Consider the following 15,456-nt stretch of genomic DNA (forward strand, 5'->3'; position numbering starts at 1 on the left):
TAAGATGGTAAACCTGGTGATAGTCTCTCACAGCGCCCGCCTCGGTGAGGGGGTGGGCGAACTGGCGCAACAGATGTTAATGGGCGGCGACTGTAAAATCGCCGTTGCCGCCGGTATCGACGATCCGCAAAACCCCATCGGTACCGACCCTATCAAGGTGATGGAGGCGATCGAGTCTGTTGCTGATACCGACCACGTGCTGGTGATGATGGACATCGGCAGTGCCCTGCTCAGTGCGGAAACGGCGCTGGATCTTCTCGACCCGAGCATTGCCGGGAAAGTGCGGCTTTGCGCCGCGCCACTGGTTGAAGGGACGCTGGCGGCAACGGTGAGCGCCGCCGCGGGCGCGGATATCGAAAAGGTCATCGCCGATGCGACGAACGCCCTTGAAGCTAAGCGCGAGCAACTGGGTTTACCCTCTTCTGCTGATGAGCGCCGCATGACTCCGGTTTTTAGCACACCGGACGCAGCGGCAAAATCAGTGTCCGTGGTGATCAAAAACCCTAACGGTTTGCACATTCGTCCGGCGTCCCGGCTTGTGGCAACGCTGTCAGCCTTTGACGCGGATCTGCTGCTGGAAAAAAACGGCAAGTGCGTCACGCCGGATAGCCTTAATCAGATATCGCTGTTGCAGGTTCGCTGTAATGACACGATCCGTCTGCTGGCAAGCGGAGCGCAGGCGGATGACGCGCTCGCCGCATTTAGCCAACTGGCTGCGGAGAACTTCGGTGAATCGCTGGACGATGTCGAAATTACCGCATCGTCGACGGAGAAGATTACGGGCAGCGCGTTCTGTTACACCCCAACGCTGCCGCCGGTTCGACAAGCCTCGGATCTCAGTCCCGTTGCAGAACAGGCGCGACTGCGTAACGCGCTGGATCTCACCCTGCTCGATCTGATGACGCTGCTCACCCGCATGGAAGAACACTGGCCTGGTGACCTGGCGGCCATTTTCTCTGGTCACCATATGTTGCTGGACGATCCAGAGCTGTTTGATACCGCCTGCGGGATCCTGCGTAGCGAACACTGTACGGCGGAATATGCCTGGCAGCAGGTGCTGAGCAGCCTCAGCATGCAGTATCGGCAACTGGATGATGCCTATCTGCAGGCGCGCTACATCGATATCGACGATCTCCTGCATCGCACGCTACGTCATTTGCTGCAAAGCCCGCTGACGTTGCCTGATTTCACCGCGCCTGCCATCCTGGTCGCCGACAATCTGTTTCCCTCAACGGTGCCGGAATTCGACCCGAACGTGGTGAAAGGCATTTGCCTGCGTGAAGGCAGTCCGCTCGCGCATGGCGCCTTGATCGCCCGCGAGATGGGCATCGCCTGGATATGCCAGCAGGGCGACGCACTTGACGATGTGCAGACGGGTGAGCGGTTGACCCTTGATGTGGCGCAAAATCGCGTCGTCAGGGAAAGGAAAACCCTGTAACGTCGCAAAAAAAGGAGGGTAACAACGCGCCGGGGGCGATCCTGGACTACGATTTTCTCATGGTAGATACCGTTTTTCGGTACACACTAAGGAGATGAATCAATGCATACCCCTGCTTTTTGCACGTCTGGTTCGCTGTCGTGGGTCATAAAATTAGCGGTTTCCGGCACCCTTCTGTCCTTCTCTTCACTGTCTGTGCACGCAGAAGAGATGCCGGTTACCCCGCCGCAACCGCCGGATATTTTGCTCGGCCCGCTGTTTAACGATGTGCAGAATGCCAGACTGTTCCCCGATCAAAAGACCTTTGCTGATGCCGTGCCAAACAGCGATCCGCTGATGATCCTTGCGGATTACCGGATGCAAAAAAATCAATCCAGTTTCGATTTACGCCACTTTGTGAGCGTCAACTTCACGTTGCCAAAAGAGGGAGAAAAATATGTTCCGCCGGAAGGACAATCGCTGCGCGAACATATCGACGGGCTGTGGCCAGTATTAACACGCTCTACCGAAAGCGCGGGAAAATGGGATTCGTTGCTGCCGCTGCCTGAACCTTACGTGGTACCCGGCGGGCGCTTCCGGGAAGTCTATTACTGGGACAGCTACTTCACCATGTTGGGACTTGCCGAAAGCGATCACTGGGACAAAATTGCCGATATGGTGGCGAACTTTGCCTGGGAGATTGATGCCTTCGGTCATATCCCCAATGGCAACCGCACCTACTATCTGAGCCGTTCCCAGCCCCCCTTCTTCTCCCTGATGGTGGAACTGCTGGCGCAGCATGACGGCGACGATACGCTGACAAAATACCTGCCGCAACTGCAAAAAGAGTATCTCTACTGGATGGAAGGCGTCGAAACGCTGCAGGCAGGTCAACAGAACAAACGGGTGGTGAAACTGGATGATGGCACCATTTTGAACCGCTACTGGGATGAGCGGGATACGCCACGACCGGAATCCTGGGTTGAGGATATCGCCACGGCAAAAAGCAATCCAAACCGTCCGGCCACCGACATTTATCGCGATCTGCGCGCTGCGGCGGCATCCGGCTGGGATTTCAGTTCGCGCTGGATGGATAACCCACAGCAGCTCGGCACGCTGCGGACCACCAGCATCGTTCCGGTGGATCTTAACGCGCTGCTGTACAAGATGGAAAAAATCCTCGCGCGCGCCAGCAAAGCCGCGGGGGATGAAGCAAAAGCCAACCAGTACGATTCGCTGGCGAACGCCAGACAGAAAGCGATTGAGCACTACCTGTGGAATGACAAAGAAGGCTGGTATGCGGATTACGATCTGAAGAGCAAGCAGGTGCGTAATCAACTGACCGCTGCCGCCCTGTTCCCACTGTATGTCAACGCGGCCTCGAAAGATCGCGCCAGCAAAATGGCCGTGGCCACTCGCGCGCATCTGCTGCAGCCGGGCGGGCTTGCCACCACCTCGGTGAAAAGCGGACAGCAATGGGATGCGCCAAACGGCTGGGCGCCGTTGCAGTGGGTCGCCACCGAGGGCTTACAGAACTATGGACAGAGTGAGGTGGCAATGGAGGTAAGCTGGCGTTTTCTGACCAACGTGCAGCACACCTACAATCGCGAGCAAAAGCTGGTGGAAAAATATGACGTCAGCAGCACCGGAACCGGCGGTGGCGGCGGTGAATATCCGTTACAGGATGGTTTTGGCTGGAGCAACGGCGTCACGCTGAAGATGCTCGACCTGATCTGTCCGAAGGAAAATCCATGCGACAACGTGCCGGAAAAACGTCCTGTGACTCGCCAGACCTCCACCGAACCGACACAAAAACAGGCAACGCCGTAATAGCCAACGCCTGACCGGCCTGGAAATACCAGGCCGGTTTTCGCTTCACGCGATCAGAAACGGTAGCTTGCCCCGACCTGAACGGTACGATCACGACCAATCCAGCAATTGGTGCTGTCGTAGCAACTGAAGGTTTCTTTGTTGGTGATATTCTGCGCGCTGGCTTTTAACGTCACGCCGCGCAATGAAGGCAGCGCCTCGCCTAACTGATACGACACGGCGAGATCGTACTGCGTTGTGCCTCCGAGCTTACCGCTCTTGTTATCCGGCGCAATTTCCATCGGCCCGGTATAGCGCGCCCCTGCGCCCATTGTTAGCCCGCGCAGTACGGTCGCATCGAAGGTGTAATCGCCCCACAGATTAAACGCATTCTCCGGCACCTGTGTCGGGCGTTTGCCTTCGTATGTTTCGTCTTCAGTATTGATCGCATGAGTATAGGCGTAGTTGGCAATCAACGTGACGTTGTCACCTGGTCGGCTAATCACCGACAGTTCCGCGCCTTTTGATTCGATCTCCCCGGTCTGCCGATAATCCCAGGTTGGCGTGGCGGAAAGAACATTCTTCTGACGGATGTTAAACACGGATGCCGTCAGCGTAGTCGCGTAATCGGCCAGCAGGTATTTCACCCCGCCTTCCAGTTGTTTGCTGGTTGTCGGCTTCACCTCTTTTGACGTCAGCGTGCCCTGCGGTGAAATCGGTTTGAAGCCTTCGGAATAACTGATAAACGGTGAAATACCGTTTTCAAAGGCATAAAGCGCGCCAAAACGTTTGGTCACCCGGTCCTGGGCGATCCAGGTTTTCTCATCATTTTGCAGCGCGTCGGTCGTCGTTGACCGATAGTCGTCGTAACGCAGACTGGCCAACAGATTTAAGCCGCCAAACGCCACCTGATCCTGCAAGTAGTAGCCATTTTGCTGATAAGAAAGGCGGTTTTTCTGTGCGGTGTACAACCCCAGATCGGCAGTATGCACCTGATGGAAATCCGGGTCGCGCATGTCGATTCCCGGCGTGGCGCTGGCGTAACGGTAGAAGTAATGGCTGTCGAGTTTCTGATAATCAAAACCGGCCAGAATATGGTGCTGCCAGTCGCCCAGCGTGACCGTTTTCGTTACCTGGCTGTCAATGTTGAAACTTTTCAGATCTTCATCGGTGGTATAGGCAAAGCGGTTCAGCATCCAGACCGGGTTTGTGCCATTGCCGGTTGAATAGACGCTGCGCTGGTGCGTATCAACATCAAAATAGCGCGCCCGCTGACTGAATCCCCAACCGCTGTCAAATTCATGTTCGAAATGATAACCCACCATCCACTGACGCTGCTTAAAGCCACTCCACTCATCACCGGCGTAATCACGGCGATCGGCATACCCCGAGCGCAAATAGGCAATGGGTAACGGGTTTGACGGCGACAACGACGGTGTATTTTGCACCAGCGCATCCAGCGTCAGGCGCGTTTTGCTGTCTGGTTGCCAGGTGACGGAGGGCGCCAACAGATAGTCTTCATAACGGGTGGTGCGCGGTTGATCGTCGCCCTCCGTCGCCTTGCCCAGCAGACGGTAATTCCAGTCGCTGTCGCTGATTTTGCCGGTGGAATCCAGATAGCCTTCTTTCAGATTTCGTGTACCGGTATTAAAGCCGATCTCCGTTTTTTGTTCAGCCTGCGGTTTTTTGCCCTGAATATTCACCAGTCCTCCTGGCGAACCGCTGCCATACAGCACAGAGGCGGGCCCTTTCAGAATATCGACGCTTTCCACCAGCAGCGGGTCGATACGTGCTTTGGTGTTGCCAGTGACGTTGTACGGCAACTGCAGGCCGTTGTAGTACTCCTGATCGACAGAGAAACCGCGAATCTTGTACTCGCTCAGGTAGGAGGTATTGCCGCGCATTTCTGTCGACACCCCCGGCGCATAGCGCAGGATCTCGTTGACGGAATTCGCATGACGTAACGCGATCTCGTGATTATCGATGGTATTAATCACCTGCGGCGTTTTACTTTCCGGGACAGCAGATTTGGTGGCGCTGTTAGTCCAGGCAGGCAGCAGGCTCTCCTGACCTGTCGCTGAAACGACAATAGTCGATTCGTTGGTGTCCGCCGCATATGACAATGTGGTCAGAGCCAGTGAGATACAGCCAGAAAGCGCGCAAAGTCGAAAACAAGAAGTTGTCATAGTGAGAATAATTATCAGTTTAAATTGGAATGCCAATTATTCTCATTTCAAAGGGTAAATCAAGAGAGGAATTGAAGGGGAATACCATTAAAAACACGGCTCCCGCAGGAGCCGTATTGTTATTAATCGCGGCGTACGAGCCGGTATACCACCAGCACCACAATGGCGCCCACCACAGCGACCAGGAAACTGTGAAGGTTAAAACCACTGATCGTGCCGCCAATACCAAACATGGTCGCCAGCCATCCGCCCACTACAGCACCGACGATGCCGAGTATACAGGTCAGGATGAATCCGCCGCCGTCACGTCCCGGCATGATCAATTTGGCGATAACACCGGCAATCAAACCAAATACAATCCAGGCAATAATTCCCATGTTCAGACCCTCTTTTCAGGGAAACCACACGCAACCGTTTCTTGCGCTTGTCCGTTAAGTATAGGCAACCCCTTGATCCCCGTTGTTTCTGCGAGGCTGAATTATTTGTCTTTGGTAAAAAAAATCACGCGTTTGTATTAAGTTCTCCTGCGTCTTGCCGATAACCGTTCGATAGACTGTCAGGCAGCCAGGAGGCATTCCGCGTGAGTCATTACAATGAGCAGTTCCTGAAGCAAAATCCGTTGGCGGTGTTGGGGGTTCTTCGCGACTTAAACAGCAACCAGGTGCCTTTGCGCGTCTCCTGGTCCGGCGGACAATTCATCAGCAAGATCCTTGACGTCTCGGCCGAAAGACTGGTGATGGATTTTGGCAGTCAGCAAAAAGAAAATCTCGCCGTGCAAAAAGCGCGCAATATTACCTTTACCGCCGAAACCCAGGGCGCGAAGGTCGAGTTTACTCTTGAGCAGTTGCAGAGCGGTGAGTATCAGCAGCTTCCCGCCTTTATCACCCCGCTCCCTCCGGCGCTGTGGTTTGTGCAACGACGGGAATACTTCCGCATCTGCGCGCCGCTCCATCCTCCCTACGGTTGTACGGCACAGATGCCGGATAACAGCACCCTACGTTTTCGTCTATACGATCTTTCCCTCGGCGGAATGGGTGCTCTGCTGGAAGGCCCGAAACCGTCAGGTCTCACCGAAGGGATGCGTTTTTCGCAGGTGGCATTGGATATGGGGGAATGGGGGATGTTTCACTTTGACGCACAGCTGATTTCCGTCACCGAACGCAAAGTGATTGACGGCAAAAACGAGACCATTTCCACTCCCCGCCTGAGCTTTCGTTTTCTCAACGTCGGCCCGGCGGTGGAGCGGGAACTTCAGCGGATTATCTTTTCCCTTGAGCGCGAAGCGCGCGAAAAATCAAATAAAGTCCGCGACTAATTACATCGCATCCAGCGCGCGCTGCAATTTATAGATGTAGCGCGGCGCCTGAGGCGCAGGATGATTATCCGCGACGTGTTCAACGAACTCATCAGCACTGAGATCGTTGATTTTGTTAATTGCCTTTTTCCGGTCGGAAGAGAACGTGCGTAGCAGTGCGCCTGCGCCGTTAGCGTAGGAGACGACCAGCGCGTACTGCATCACCTGCGGATCCTCAATGCCGGCGAGCGGGCCGGTCTCCAGAATACTCAGGTAGGCAGCGCCCATTGAGATATTCCGTTCCGGGTTTTTCAGTTCACTGGTCGTAGGCTCGCCGCTCCAGCCCATCCGACGATAGACATCGCGTCCTGAAGTTGACGCTTTTAATTGCATCAACCCTATCGCATTCGATTTGCTAACCGCATTGGGATTCCCGCCTGACTCAATGGCGATAATCGCCGTAATCAATTGTGGGCTAACGCCCCACGCCGCACCGGCTTTTTCGCTGATCGGCATCCATTGCATGGCACGTTTTACCGGCACTTCCGCGTTCCACGGGGGATTTTTATAATCTTGTTTTGAACTACAGCCTGCAAGCAGCACAATTAAAAAAGCAAACCATCTCAATTTCACGTCTTCTGTCCTTATCGCCGGAACGCTTTGTTACTAAAACCACCGTTATAAACCGGATAAGCAAAGCACCCTCCGGCAAAACGTTCTACTATAAGCGGCATGATATACATTTGGTTTCTGTTGTAGCAAGGAATTGCCATGTCCCGGTTTCACTTAATTGCCCCCTCGGGCTACTGCATCAATCAGCACGCGGCTTTACTTGGTATCCAGCGCCTTAAAGAGGCCGGGCATCAGGTCGATAATACGGCGGTGGTCAGTCGTCGCCATCAACGCTTTGCGGGTACGGATTCGGAGCGTCTGGCGGACGTGAACGACCTTGTGCATCTCACCGCGCCGGACACCATCGTCATGCCGGTGCGCGGTGGCTATGGAGCGAGCCGTCTACTGCAACACATCGTCTGGCAGGCCCTTGCCGCCCGACAACAGCGGGATCCGCTGCTTATTTGCGGACACAGTGATTTTACGGCGATCCAGTGCGGTCTGCTGGCGCTGGGCAATGTCATCACTTTCAGTGGTCCAATGCTGGCGGCGAACGTTGGCGCGCCGGAGCTGAATACCTTTACGCAAACCCATTTCTGGCAGGCATTACGTCACGCGCAGTACACGGTGGAATGGCAAGGCGACGGTCCGGCCTGTCACACGCAAGGAACGCTGTGGGGCGGTAATCTGGCGATGCTGATTTCGCTCATCGGTACCCCGTGGATGCCCAAAATAGAAAACGGCATTCTGGTACTGGAAGACATTAACGAGCACCCTTTTCGCGTTGAGCGCATGTTATTGCAGTTGGTTGACGCCGGTATATTGAACCGGCAGAGCGCCATTGTGCTGGGCAGTTTCAGCGGTAGCACCCCGAATGAGTATGATGCCGGTTACGATCTTAACACCGTGTATGCGTTTTTACGTGAACGCCTCTCTATTCCCCTGATAACCGGACTCGATTTTGGTCATGAGCCGCGAACCGTTACGCTGGCGTTGGGCGCGCATGCCGTATTGCAAAACAGTCAAAACGGTACACAACTGACGATCTCGGGTCATCCCTTTCTGAAATCATAAAAAAAAACGGCTGCAGGACTAAGTAACGCCCGGATGTAGCCGTTAATATGATAATGTCAATGCACCAAAAAATTCCTGATTGAGGAGTAATCGAACGTTGGACGCCGCGGCAATAATCAGTCTTTTCATTTTGGGGTCCGTCCTCGTTACCAGCAGTATCTTACTCAGTTCATTTTCATCACGCCTTGGCATTCCGATTCTGGTTATCTTCCTGGCCATTGGCATGCTGGCGGGCGTCGATGGCGTCGGCGGCATCCCGTTCGATAATTATCCCTTCGCCTATATGGTCAGTAACCTTGCGCTGGCGATTATTCTGCTCGATGGCGGGATGCGCACGCAGGCCAGTTCGTTTCGTGTCGCGCTGGGCCCGGCGCTTTCTCTGGCGACCGTTGGCGTCCTGATCACCTCCGGGTTAACCGGTATGATTGCCGCCTGGCTGTTTAATCTCGATCTGATTCAGGGTCTGTTGATTGGCGCCATTGTCGGTTCAACAGATGCGGCGGCGGTTTTTTCCCTGCTTGGCGGCAAGGGGCTGAACGAGCGTGTCGGCGCGACGCTGGAAATTGAATCCGGCAGTAATGACCCGATGGCAGTATTTCTGACCATTACGCTGATCGAGATGATTCAGCAACACGAAACCGGCTTAAGCTGGATGTTCGCTGTCCACATTATTCAACAGTTTGGTCTGGGCATCCTGCTTGGGCTGGGCGGCGGCTATCTGCTACAGCAGACGATTAATCGTATCTCTCTACCCGCCGGACTCTACCCGCTATTAGCCCTGAGCGGCGGGATTCTGGTGTTTGCCCTGACCACGGCGCTGGAAGGCAGCGGGATCCTGGCGGTCTATCTGTGCGGTTTTTTACTGGGCAATCGCCCTATCCGCAACCGCTATGGTATTTTGCAAAACTTCGACGGACTGGCCTGGCTGGCACAGATCGGCATGTTCCTTGTGCTCGGACTGCTGGTGAATCCTTCTGACCTGTTGCCGATTGCTATTCCGGCGCTGATTCTTTCCGCCGGGATGATTTTCATTGCCCGTCCACTCTCTGTATTTATCGGACTGCTGCCGTTCCGCGGTTTTAATCTGCGTGAACGCGTCTTTATTAGCTGGGTGGGTCTGCGCGGTGCGGTACCGATCATTCTTGCCGTCTTTCCGATGATGGCGGGTCTGGAAAATGCCCGTCTGTTCTTTAACGTCGCTTTCTTCGTAGTGCTGGTGTCACTGGTTTTGCAGGGGACGTCGCTCTCCTGGGCGGCGAAAAAGGCGAAGGTGGTGGTACCACCGGTCGGTTGGCCGGTCTCACGCGTGGGTCTGGATATTCATCCGGACAATCCGTGGGAGCAGTTTGTCTATCAGCTCAGTGCCGATAAATGGTGTGTCGGCGCGGCGCTGCGCGATCTGCATATGCCTCAGGAAACGCGCATTGCGGCGCTGTTTCGTGACAATGTGCTGTTTCATCCCACCGGCAGCACCCGTCTGCGTGAAGGCGATGTGCTGTGCGTCATCGGGCGTGAACGCGATCTTCCGGCGCTGGGCAAACTGTTCAGCCAGTCGCCGCCGGTGGCGCTGGATCAGCGCTTCTTCGGCGACTTTATTCTCGAAGCCAACGCTAAGTATGCCGATGTGGCGCTGATTTATGGTCTGGATGACGGAACGGAGTACCGCGATAAGCAGCAAACGCTGGGGGAAATTGTTCAGCAACTGCTGGGTGCCGCCCCGGTCGTCGGCGACCAGGTCGAATTTGCCGGGATGATCTGGACGGTTGCCGAAAAAGAGGATAATCAGGTGCGCAAAGTCGGTGTCCGCGTTGCCGGGGATGAAGACGAAGAATAGTGACTCTGCCGGAAGGCGCTGCGCTTATCTGGCCTACTGAGACGCCGCGTAGCGTGTGCTGTAGGCCGGATCAGGCGCATCGCGCCGGCATCCGGCAATACCAGAAAAGTTACACCGTCACAACAGGAACGCGCAACGCCAGCGAACACATCAGCTCATAACCCACCGTTCCAGCTGATTGCGCCACGTCGTCAATTTTGATCTCTTTGCCCCACAGCTCCACCGGCGTTCCGATGCCCGCCTGCGGGCATGGCGTCAAATCCACCGCCAACATATCCATTGACACTGTCCCCACCGTCGTGGTCCGGACACCGTCCACCAGCACCGGCGTGCCGCTAGGCGCATGGCGCGGATAGCCATCCGCATAGCCAGCCGCCACGATGCCAATGCGTTGCTCGCCTCTGGCGGTATAACGTCCGCCATAGCCGACGCGGTCTCCCGCTTTTAGTGTCTGTACACCAATGATTTCGCTGCTTAGCGTCATCACTGGCTTCAGTCCGGTATTGGCGATATCGCGCCACTGGCCTGACGGCGAAGCGCCATAGAGAATAATGCCCGGGCGTACCCAGTCAAAATGTGCATCAGGATGCCACAGCGTGGCCGCGGAGTTTGACAGCGAACGCCGGCAATCCAGCCCTTCCGCAGCCTGCTCGATGCGCGCCATTGCATTGTGGATCCCGTCAGGGTGCTCAGCGTCGGAAAAATGCGACATCAGCGTCATTTCACCGACGTTCGGCATCGCGCGCAGTTGCTGCCAGACGGTTTGCAGCCGTTCCGGCTGGAATCCCAGGCGGTTCATGCCGCTGTTAACCTTCACATAGACATCCAGCGGCGCCTTAAGCTTCGCATTCTGGATCGCTTTGAGCTGCCAGTTGCTGTGCACGCAGGTGGTCAGACGCCAGGTGTCATACCGTTCCAGATCTTCAGCGTGGAAAAAACCTTCCAGCATCAGGATCGGCCCTTTCCAGCCGCGCTCACGCAGGGTGACCGCCTCTTCCAGATTCAACAGGGCAAAACCGTCGGTGTTGCCCAGCGCACTCCAGATACGTTCTATGCCGTGTCCATAAGCATTGGCTTTCACCACTGACCAGACGCGGGCGTCCGGTGCGGCCTGACGCACAATGCTCAGGTTTTGTTTCATCGCCTGCAGGTCAAGGCTGGCCAGTATAGGGCGGGTCATCTCTCGTCCTTCTTAGTTATGTGCGCCGTGCAGATGTTGGGGACGTGAAGGCGTAAAGCCTGCGTGGTAGCGCGCCACGCTCAAATCGTCATACGGAATGGCGGGCGTGCGACCTGACAATATATCGCTCAGCAACTGCCCTGAACCACAGGCCATCGTCCATCCCAGCGTACCGTGTCCGGTATTTAACAACAGATTTTTGAAGCGGGTACGTCCCACAACGGGCGTACCGTCCGGCGTCATTGGCCGCAGACCGGTCCAGAATGTCGCCTGCTCAACATGCCCCCCGCGCGGGTAGAGATCGCGCACCACCATCTCAAGCGTTTCCCGACGCGGCTGGAGCAGTTCGGTATTGAAACCGACAATTTCCGCCATCCCCCCCACGCGGATGCGCTGGTCAAAACGGGTAATGGCGATTTTGTAAGTTTCATCAAGAATAGTCGAAACCGGCGCGCCGTCCTCTTCCGCCACCGGAATCGTCAGCGAATAGCCTTTCAGCGGATAGACCGGAATATCGACAATCCCTTTCAGCATCGCCGTGGAGTAAGACCCCATCGCCATGACGTACGCATCAGCTTTAACGATCTCATCACCACATTTCACGCCGTAAATCTGTTCGCCTTCGCAGAGCAGTTTATCCACCGGTGTGTTGAAGCGGAATTTGACGCCCGCCTGTTCGGCCATCTGCGCCAGACGCTGGGTAAAGAGCTGGCAGTCGCCTGTTTCGTCATTCGGCAGACGCAAGCCGCCGGTCAGTTTGTGCGCCACTTCCGCCAGCGCCGGCTCGACTTCCGCCAGTCGACTGGCTTCCAGCAACTGATACGGCACACCGGCGTCTTCCAGCACGGCGATGTCGCGCGTGGCGTTCTCATATTGCTGCGCGGTACGGAACAGTTGCAGCGTCCCGCCCTGCCGCCCTTCATACTGGATACCTGTCGACGCACGTAGCGCTTTCAGGCAATCACGGCTGTATTCCGCCAGACGTACCATCCGCCCTTTGTTTTCCATGTAGTGGCTGGTGTCGCAGTTGCGCAGCATCTGCCACATCCACTTTAACTGGAACTGTGTCCCGTCAAGACGAACGGCCAGCGGCGCATGGCGCTGGAACATCCATTTAATCGCTTTCAGCGGTACACCCGGCGCAGCCCAGGGCGCGGCATAGCCCGGAGAGATCTGCCCCGCATTCGCCGCGCTGGTCTCCAGCGCCGGGCCGGGTTCACGATCGATGACGGTAACATCATGTCCAGCCTGACTCAGATACCAGGCGCTGGTCACGCCAACGACGCCACTTCCCAGTATGACAACTCGCATAGCCACTCCGTTAACAGTAACAGTAAAAGAACAATCATCTAATTACATCTTGATAACCCAGATGAAAATATTATTCAACATATGGCTTTTTTATGGTGACACATCTCACATATAGCAGGCAGAACAGTGAACTCTCTGCTTTGGTATCTCCTGCTGTGGGTTATTTTTATCCAGCAGAAAATATCGTGACCACCCCGTAATCTGGCGAGTCGACAAGCGGAAATCGCAAAGAAAATATTTCTTCACTGACACGGTTTTTAATCGGGTGTTCTATGCTTGAAATGAGGTGCTCCACACAGAGAGTGCCGCCAACAATGAGGGTGCGCGAATGGCTACGATTGATTCCATGAACAAGGACACCACACGCTTGAGCGATGGACCCGACTGGACGTTTGATCTGCTGGATGTCTACCTGGCGGAAATAGATCGGGTGGCGAAACTCTACAGACTGGATACCTACCCGCACCAGATTGAGGTCATCACCTCCGAGCAGATGATGGATGCATATTCCAGCGTCGGAATGCCGATTAACTATCCTCACTGGTCGTTTGGTAAAAAATTCATCGAGACCGAACGACTGTACAAGCACGGTCAGCAAGGGCTGGCCTATGAGATTGTGATCAACTCCAACCCGTGTATTGCATACCTGATGGAGGAGAACACCATTACCATGCAGGCGCTGGTGATGGCGCACGCCTGTTACGGACATAACTCGTTCTTCAAAAATAACTATCTGTTCCGCAGCTGGACTGATGCCAGCTCCATTGTTGATTACCTGATCTTCGCGCGTAATTACATCACTCAGTGCGAAGAGCGATACGGCGTGGACGAGGTTGAGCGATTGCTCGACTCCTGCCACGCGCTGATGAACTACGGCGTTGATCGCTATAAACGCCCGCAGAAAATCTCCCTCCAGGAGGAGAAGGCCCGCCAGCAGAGTCGTGAAGAGTATCTGCAAAGCCAGGTGAACATGCTGTGGCGTACCCTGCCGAAAAAAGAGGAAGAGAAGACGATTGCCGAAGCGCGGCGCTATCCCTCAGAACCGCAGGAAAATCTGCTCTACTTTATGGAAAAAAAAGCCCCGCTGCTGGAGTCATGGCAGCGCGAGATCCTGCGCATTGTGCGCAAAGTCAGTCAGTATTTTTATCCGCAAAAACAGACGCAGGTGATGAATGAGGGCTGGGCCACGTTCTGGCATTACACCATCCTGAACCACCTGTATGACGAGGGGAAAGTCACTGAACGTTTTATGCTGGAGTTTTTACACAGCCATACCAACGTGGTGTTCCAGCCGCCTTATAACAGCCCGTGGTACAGCGGCATAAACCCTTACGCACTGGGTTTCGCTATGTTCCAGGACATCAAGCGCATCTGCCAGTCGCCGACGGAAGAAGATAAGTACTGGTTCCCGGATATCGCCGGTTCCGACTGGCTGGAAACGCTGCATTTTGCCATGCGCGACTTCAAAGATGAGAGCTTCATCAGCCAGTTTCTGTCGCCGAAGGTGATGCGCGATTTTCGCCTCTTTACGGTGCTGGATGACGATCGGCATAACTATCTGGAAATCTCTGCCATTCATAACGAAGAAGGCTACCGCGAAATCCGCAACCGCCTCTCGTCGCAATATAATCTGAGCAACGTAGAGCCGAATATTCAGGTCTGGAACGTGGATCTGCGGGGCGATCGTTCGCTCACCCTGCGTTATATTCCGCATAATCGCGCGCCGCTGGATAAAGGCCGCAAAGAGGTGCTCAAGCATGTGCATCGGCTGTGGGGATTTGATGTGTTGCTGGAACAGCAAAACGAGGACGGAAGCGTGGAACTGCTGGAGCGCTGTCCCCCCAGAATGAACAGCCTGTAAACAAAAACCCCCTCATCGTGAGGGGGTTCGTTTTTAGCGGCCCTGAATGGCTAAATCGCCGGGCAGGTTTTTCTGCATCCGGTGCCAGATCTCGCCGCTGTCGTGACCGTAACGACGCACCGTTTCGTACACCTGATCGTGCGCGCCCTGCAGGCACAGTTGCGACAGCTTATGGTAGAAACCCAGCGCCAGGCTGCGCGCTTCCGGATTGGCAAAATAGTGACGACCAATGCGGGTATACAACCCTTTCATGCCGTTCAGGATCAGACCATAAATCGGGTTGCCGGAGGCAAATGCCAGACCACGGAAAATGTTGTAATCGAGATCGGCAAACGCATCGGCGTGATCGGCCACTTCCTGCGCGGTCGCCAGCACTTCCTGCGCTTTGTCAGGATGCTGACGAAACGCGGTACGAATGAAAATAGTGGAGATGTTGGTCCGCACCGACAGCAGATTGTCGATCAACTGCGGGACGCTTTCGTGATCGAGACGCGCCAGCGTTTCAAGAATATTCAGTCCGGAGGTTTCCCAGAAATTATTCACCTTCGTCGGTTTGCCATGCTGAATGGTCAACCAACCGTCTCGCGCCAGGCGCTGCAGCACTTCACGTAAAGTGGTACGTGTCACCCCAATCAGTTCGGAGAGTTCTCGTTCTGCAGGCAAGATAGTGCCAGGAGGGAAGCGGTTATTCCAGATACTTTCAATGATGTACTCTTCCGCGAAACCCGCCGGGCTCTGCGCCTTAATGACCATAGTGAGATTTCCATTACACAGCAAAACATAGTTACACTCATCATACCAGACGGGTTACATGCCCGATAGGAGACACAACGAAGAAAAAGTGGATCAAGGCTTCATTTTCTTGATAACGCTGGCTG

At 55.0% G+C, this 15,456-nt stretch carries 12 protein-coding genes; 6 read left to right on the forward strand and 6 right to left on the reverse strand.

Annotated elements, in window-relative coordinates; translation table 11 throughout:
- Window positions 1-4: 4 nt before the first annotated feature.
- Window positions 5-1,438 carry a dihydroxyacetone kinase phosphoryl donor subunit DhaM gene (gene dhaM / locus KI228_RS12305; RefSeq protein ID WP_141227541.1) on the forward strand — a complete coding sequence of 478 codons (1,434 nt, stop codon included), beginning with the start codon at window positions 5-7 and terminating at the stop codon, window positions 1,436-1,438.
- 102 nt (window positions 1,439-1,540) lie between these two features.
- Entirely contained in the window at window positions 1,541-3,247 is a 1,707-nt protein-coding gene (locus KI228_RS12310; RefSeq protein ID WP_061070035.1) for an alpha,alpha-trehalase, read from the forward strand.
- 53 nt (window positions 3,248-3,300) lie between these two features.
- Here KI228_RS12310 and KI228_RS12315 read toward each other — a convergent pair whose 3' ends face one another.
- Both KI228_RS12315 and KI228_RS12320 read right to left on the reverse strand, forming a co-directional pair.
- The gene (locus KI228_RS12315) at window positions 3,301-5,412 is read right to left on the reverse strand and encodes a TonB-dependent siderophore receptor (protein ID WP_061070034.1); all 2,112 of its coding nucleotides are present in this window, start codon (window positions 5,410-5,412) and stop codon (window positions 3,301-3,303) included.
- A 122-nt stretch (window positions 5,413-5,534) separates the two neighbouring features.
- Window positions 5,535-5,789: a GlsB/YeaQ/YmgE family stress response membrane protein gene (locus tag KI228_RS12320; protein ID WP_043000449.1), complete on the reverse strand. Its 255-nt coding sequence runs from the start codon at window positions 5,787-5,789 to the stop codon at window positions 5,535-5,537.
- A 203-nt stretch (window positions 5,790-5,992) separates the two neighbouring features.
- Here KI228_RS12320 and ycgR point away from each other — a divergent pair, with 203 nt between their 5' ends.
- Window positions 5,993-6,727, forward strand: a complete 735-nt coding sequence (gene ycgR / locus KI228_RS12325) for a flagellar brake protein YcgR (RefSeq protein WP_043000448.1) — start codon at window positions 5,993-5,995, stop codon at window positions 6,725-6,727.
- Here ycgR and emtA read toward each other — a convergent pair whose 3' ends face one another.
- The gene (gene emtA / locus KI228_RS12330; RefSeq protein ID WP_042318553.1) at window positions 6,728-7,339 is read right to left on the reverse strand and encodes a membrane-bound lytic murein transglycosylase EmtA; all 612 of its coding nucleotides are present in this window, start codon (window positions 7,337-7,339) and stop codon (window positions 6,728-6,730) included.
- Between the two features lie 138 nt (window positions 7,340-7,477).
- Here emtA and ldcA point away from each other — a divergent pair, with 138 nt between their 5' ends.
- The gene (ldcA, locus tag KI228_RS12335) at window positions 7,478-8,392 is read left to right on the forward strand and encodes a muramoyltetrapeptide carboxypeptidase (RefSeq protein ID WP_141227542.1); all 915 of its coding nucleotides are present in this window, start codon (window positions 7,478-7,480) and stop codon (window positions 8,390-8,392) included.
- A 97-nt stretch (window positions 8,393-8,489) separates the two neighbouring features.
- Window positions 8,490-10,226: a potassium/proton antiporter gene (locus KI228_RS12340; RefSeq protein WP_061070033.1), complete on the forward strand. Its 1,737-nt coding sequence runs from the start codon at window positions 8,490-8,492 to the stop codon at window positions 10,224-10,226.
- Window positions 10,227-10,335: 109 nt separating this feature from the next.
- Here KI228_RS12340 and dadX read toward each other — a convergent pair whose 3' ends face one another.
- Window positions 10,336-11,406, reverse strand: coding sequence for a catabolic alanine racemase DadX (gene dadX, locus KI228_RS12345; protein ID WP_061070032.1), 1,071 nt, complete (start codon window positions 11,404-11,406; stop codon window positions 10,336-10,338).
- A 12-nt stretch (window positions 11,407-11,418) separates the two neighbouring features.
- A complete protein-coding gene (locus KI228_RS12350; RefSeq protein ID WP_044257663.1) occupies window positions 11,419-12,717 on the reverse strand; it encodes a D-amino acid dehydrogenase in 1,299 nt (432 codons plus the stop codon).
- 328 nt (window positions 12,718-13,045) lie between these two features.
- Here KI228_RS12350 and KI228_RS12355 point away from each other — a divergent pair, with 328 nt between their 5' ends.
- Window positions 13,046-14,578 carry a SpoVR family protein gene (locus KI228_RS12355; protein WP_061070031.1) on the forward strand — a complete coding sequence of 511 codons (1,533 nt, stop codon included), beginning with the start codon at window positions 13,046-13,048 and terminating at the stop codon, window positions 14,576-14,578.
- 33 nt (window positions 14,579-14,611) lie between these two features.
- On the opposite strand, the gene fadR is transcribed toward KI228_RS12355, so the two are convergent.
- A complete protein-coding gene (fadR, locus tag KI228_RS12360) occupies window positions 14,612-15,331 on the reverse strand; it encodes a fatty acid metabolism transcriptional regulator FadR (protein WP_042318544.1) in 720 nt (239 codons plus the stop codon).
- Between the last annotated feature and the right edge of the window lie 125 nt (window positions 15,332-15,456).

The sequence above is a fragment of the Citrobacter amalonaticus genome, assembly GCF_018323885.1.
Classification (GTDB): domain Bacteria; phylum Pseudomonadota; class Gammaproteobacteria; order Enterobacterales; family Enterobacteriaceae; genus Citrobacter_A; species Citrobacter_A amalonaticus.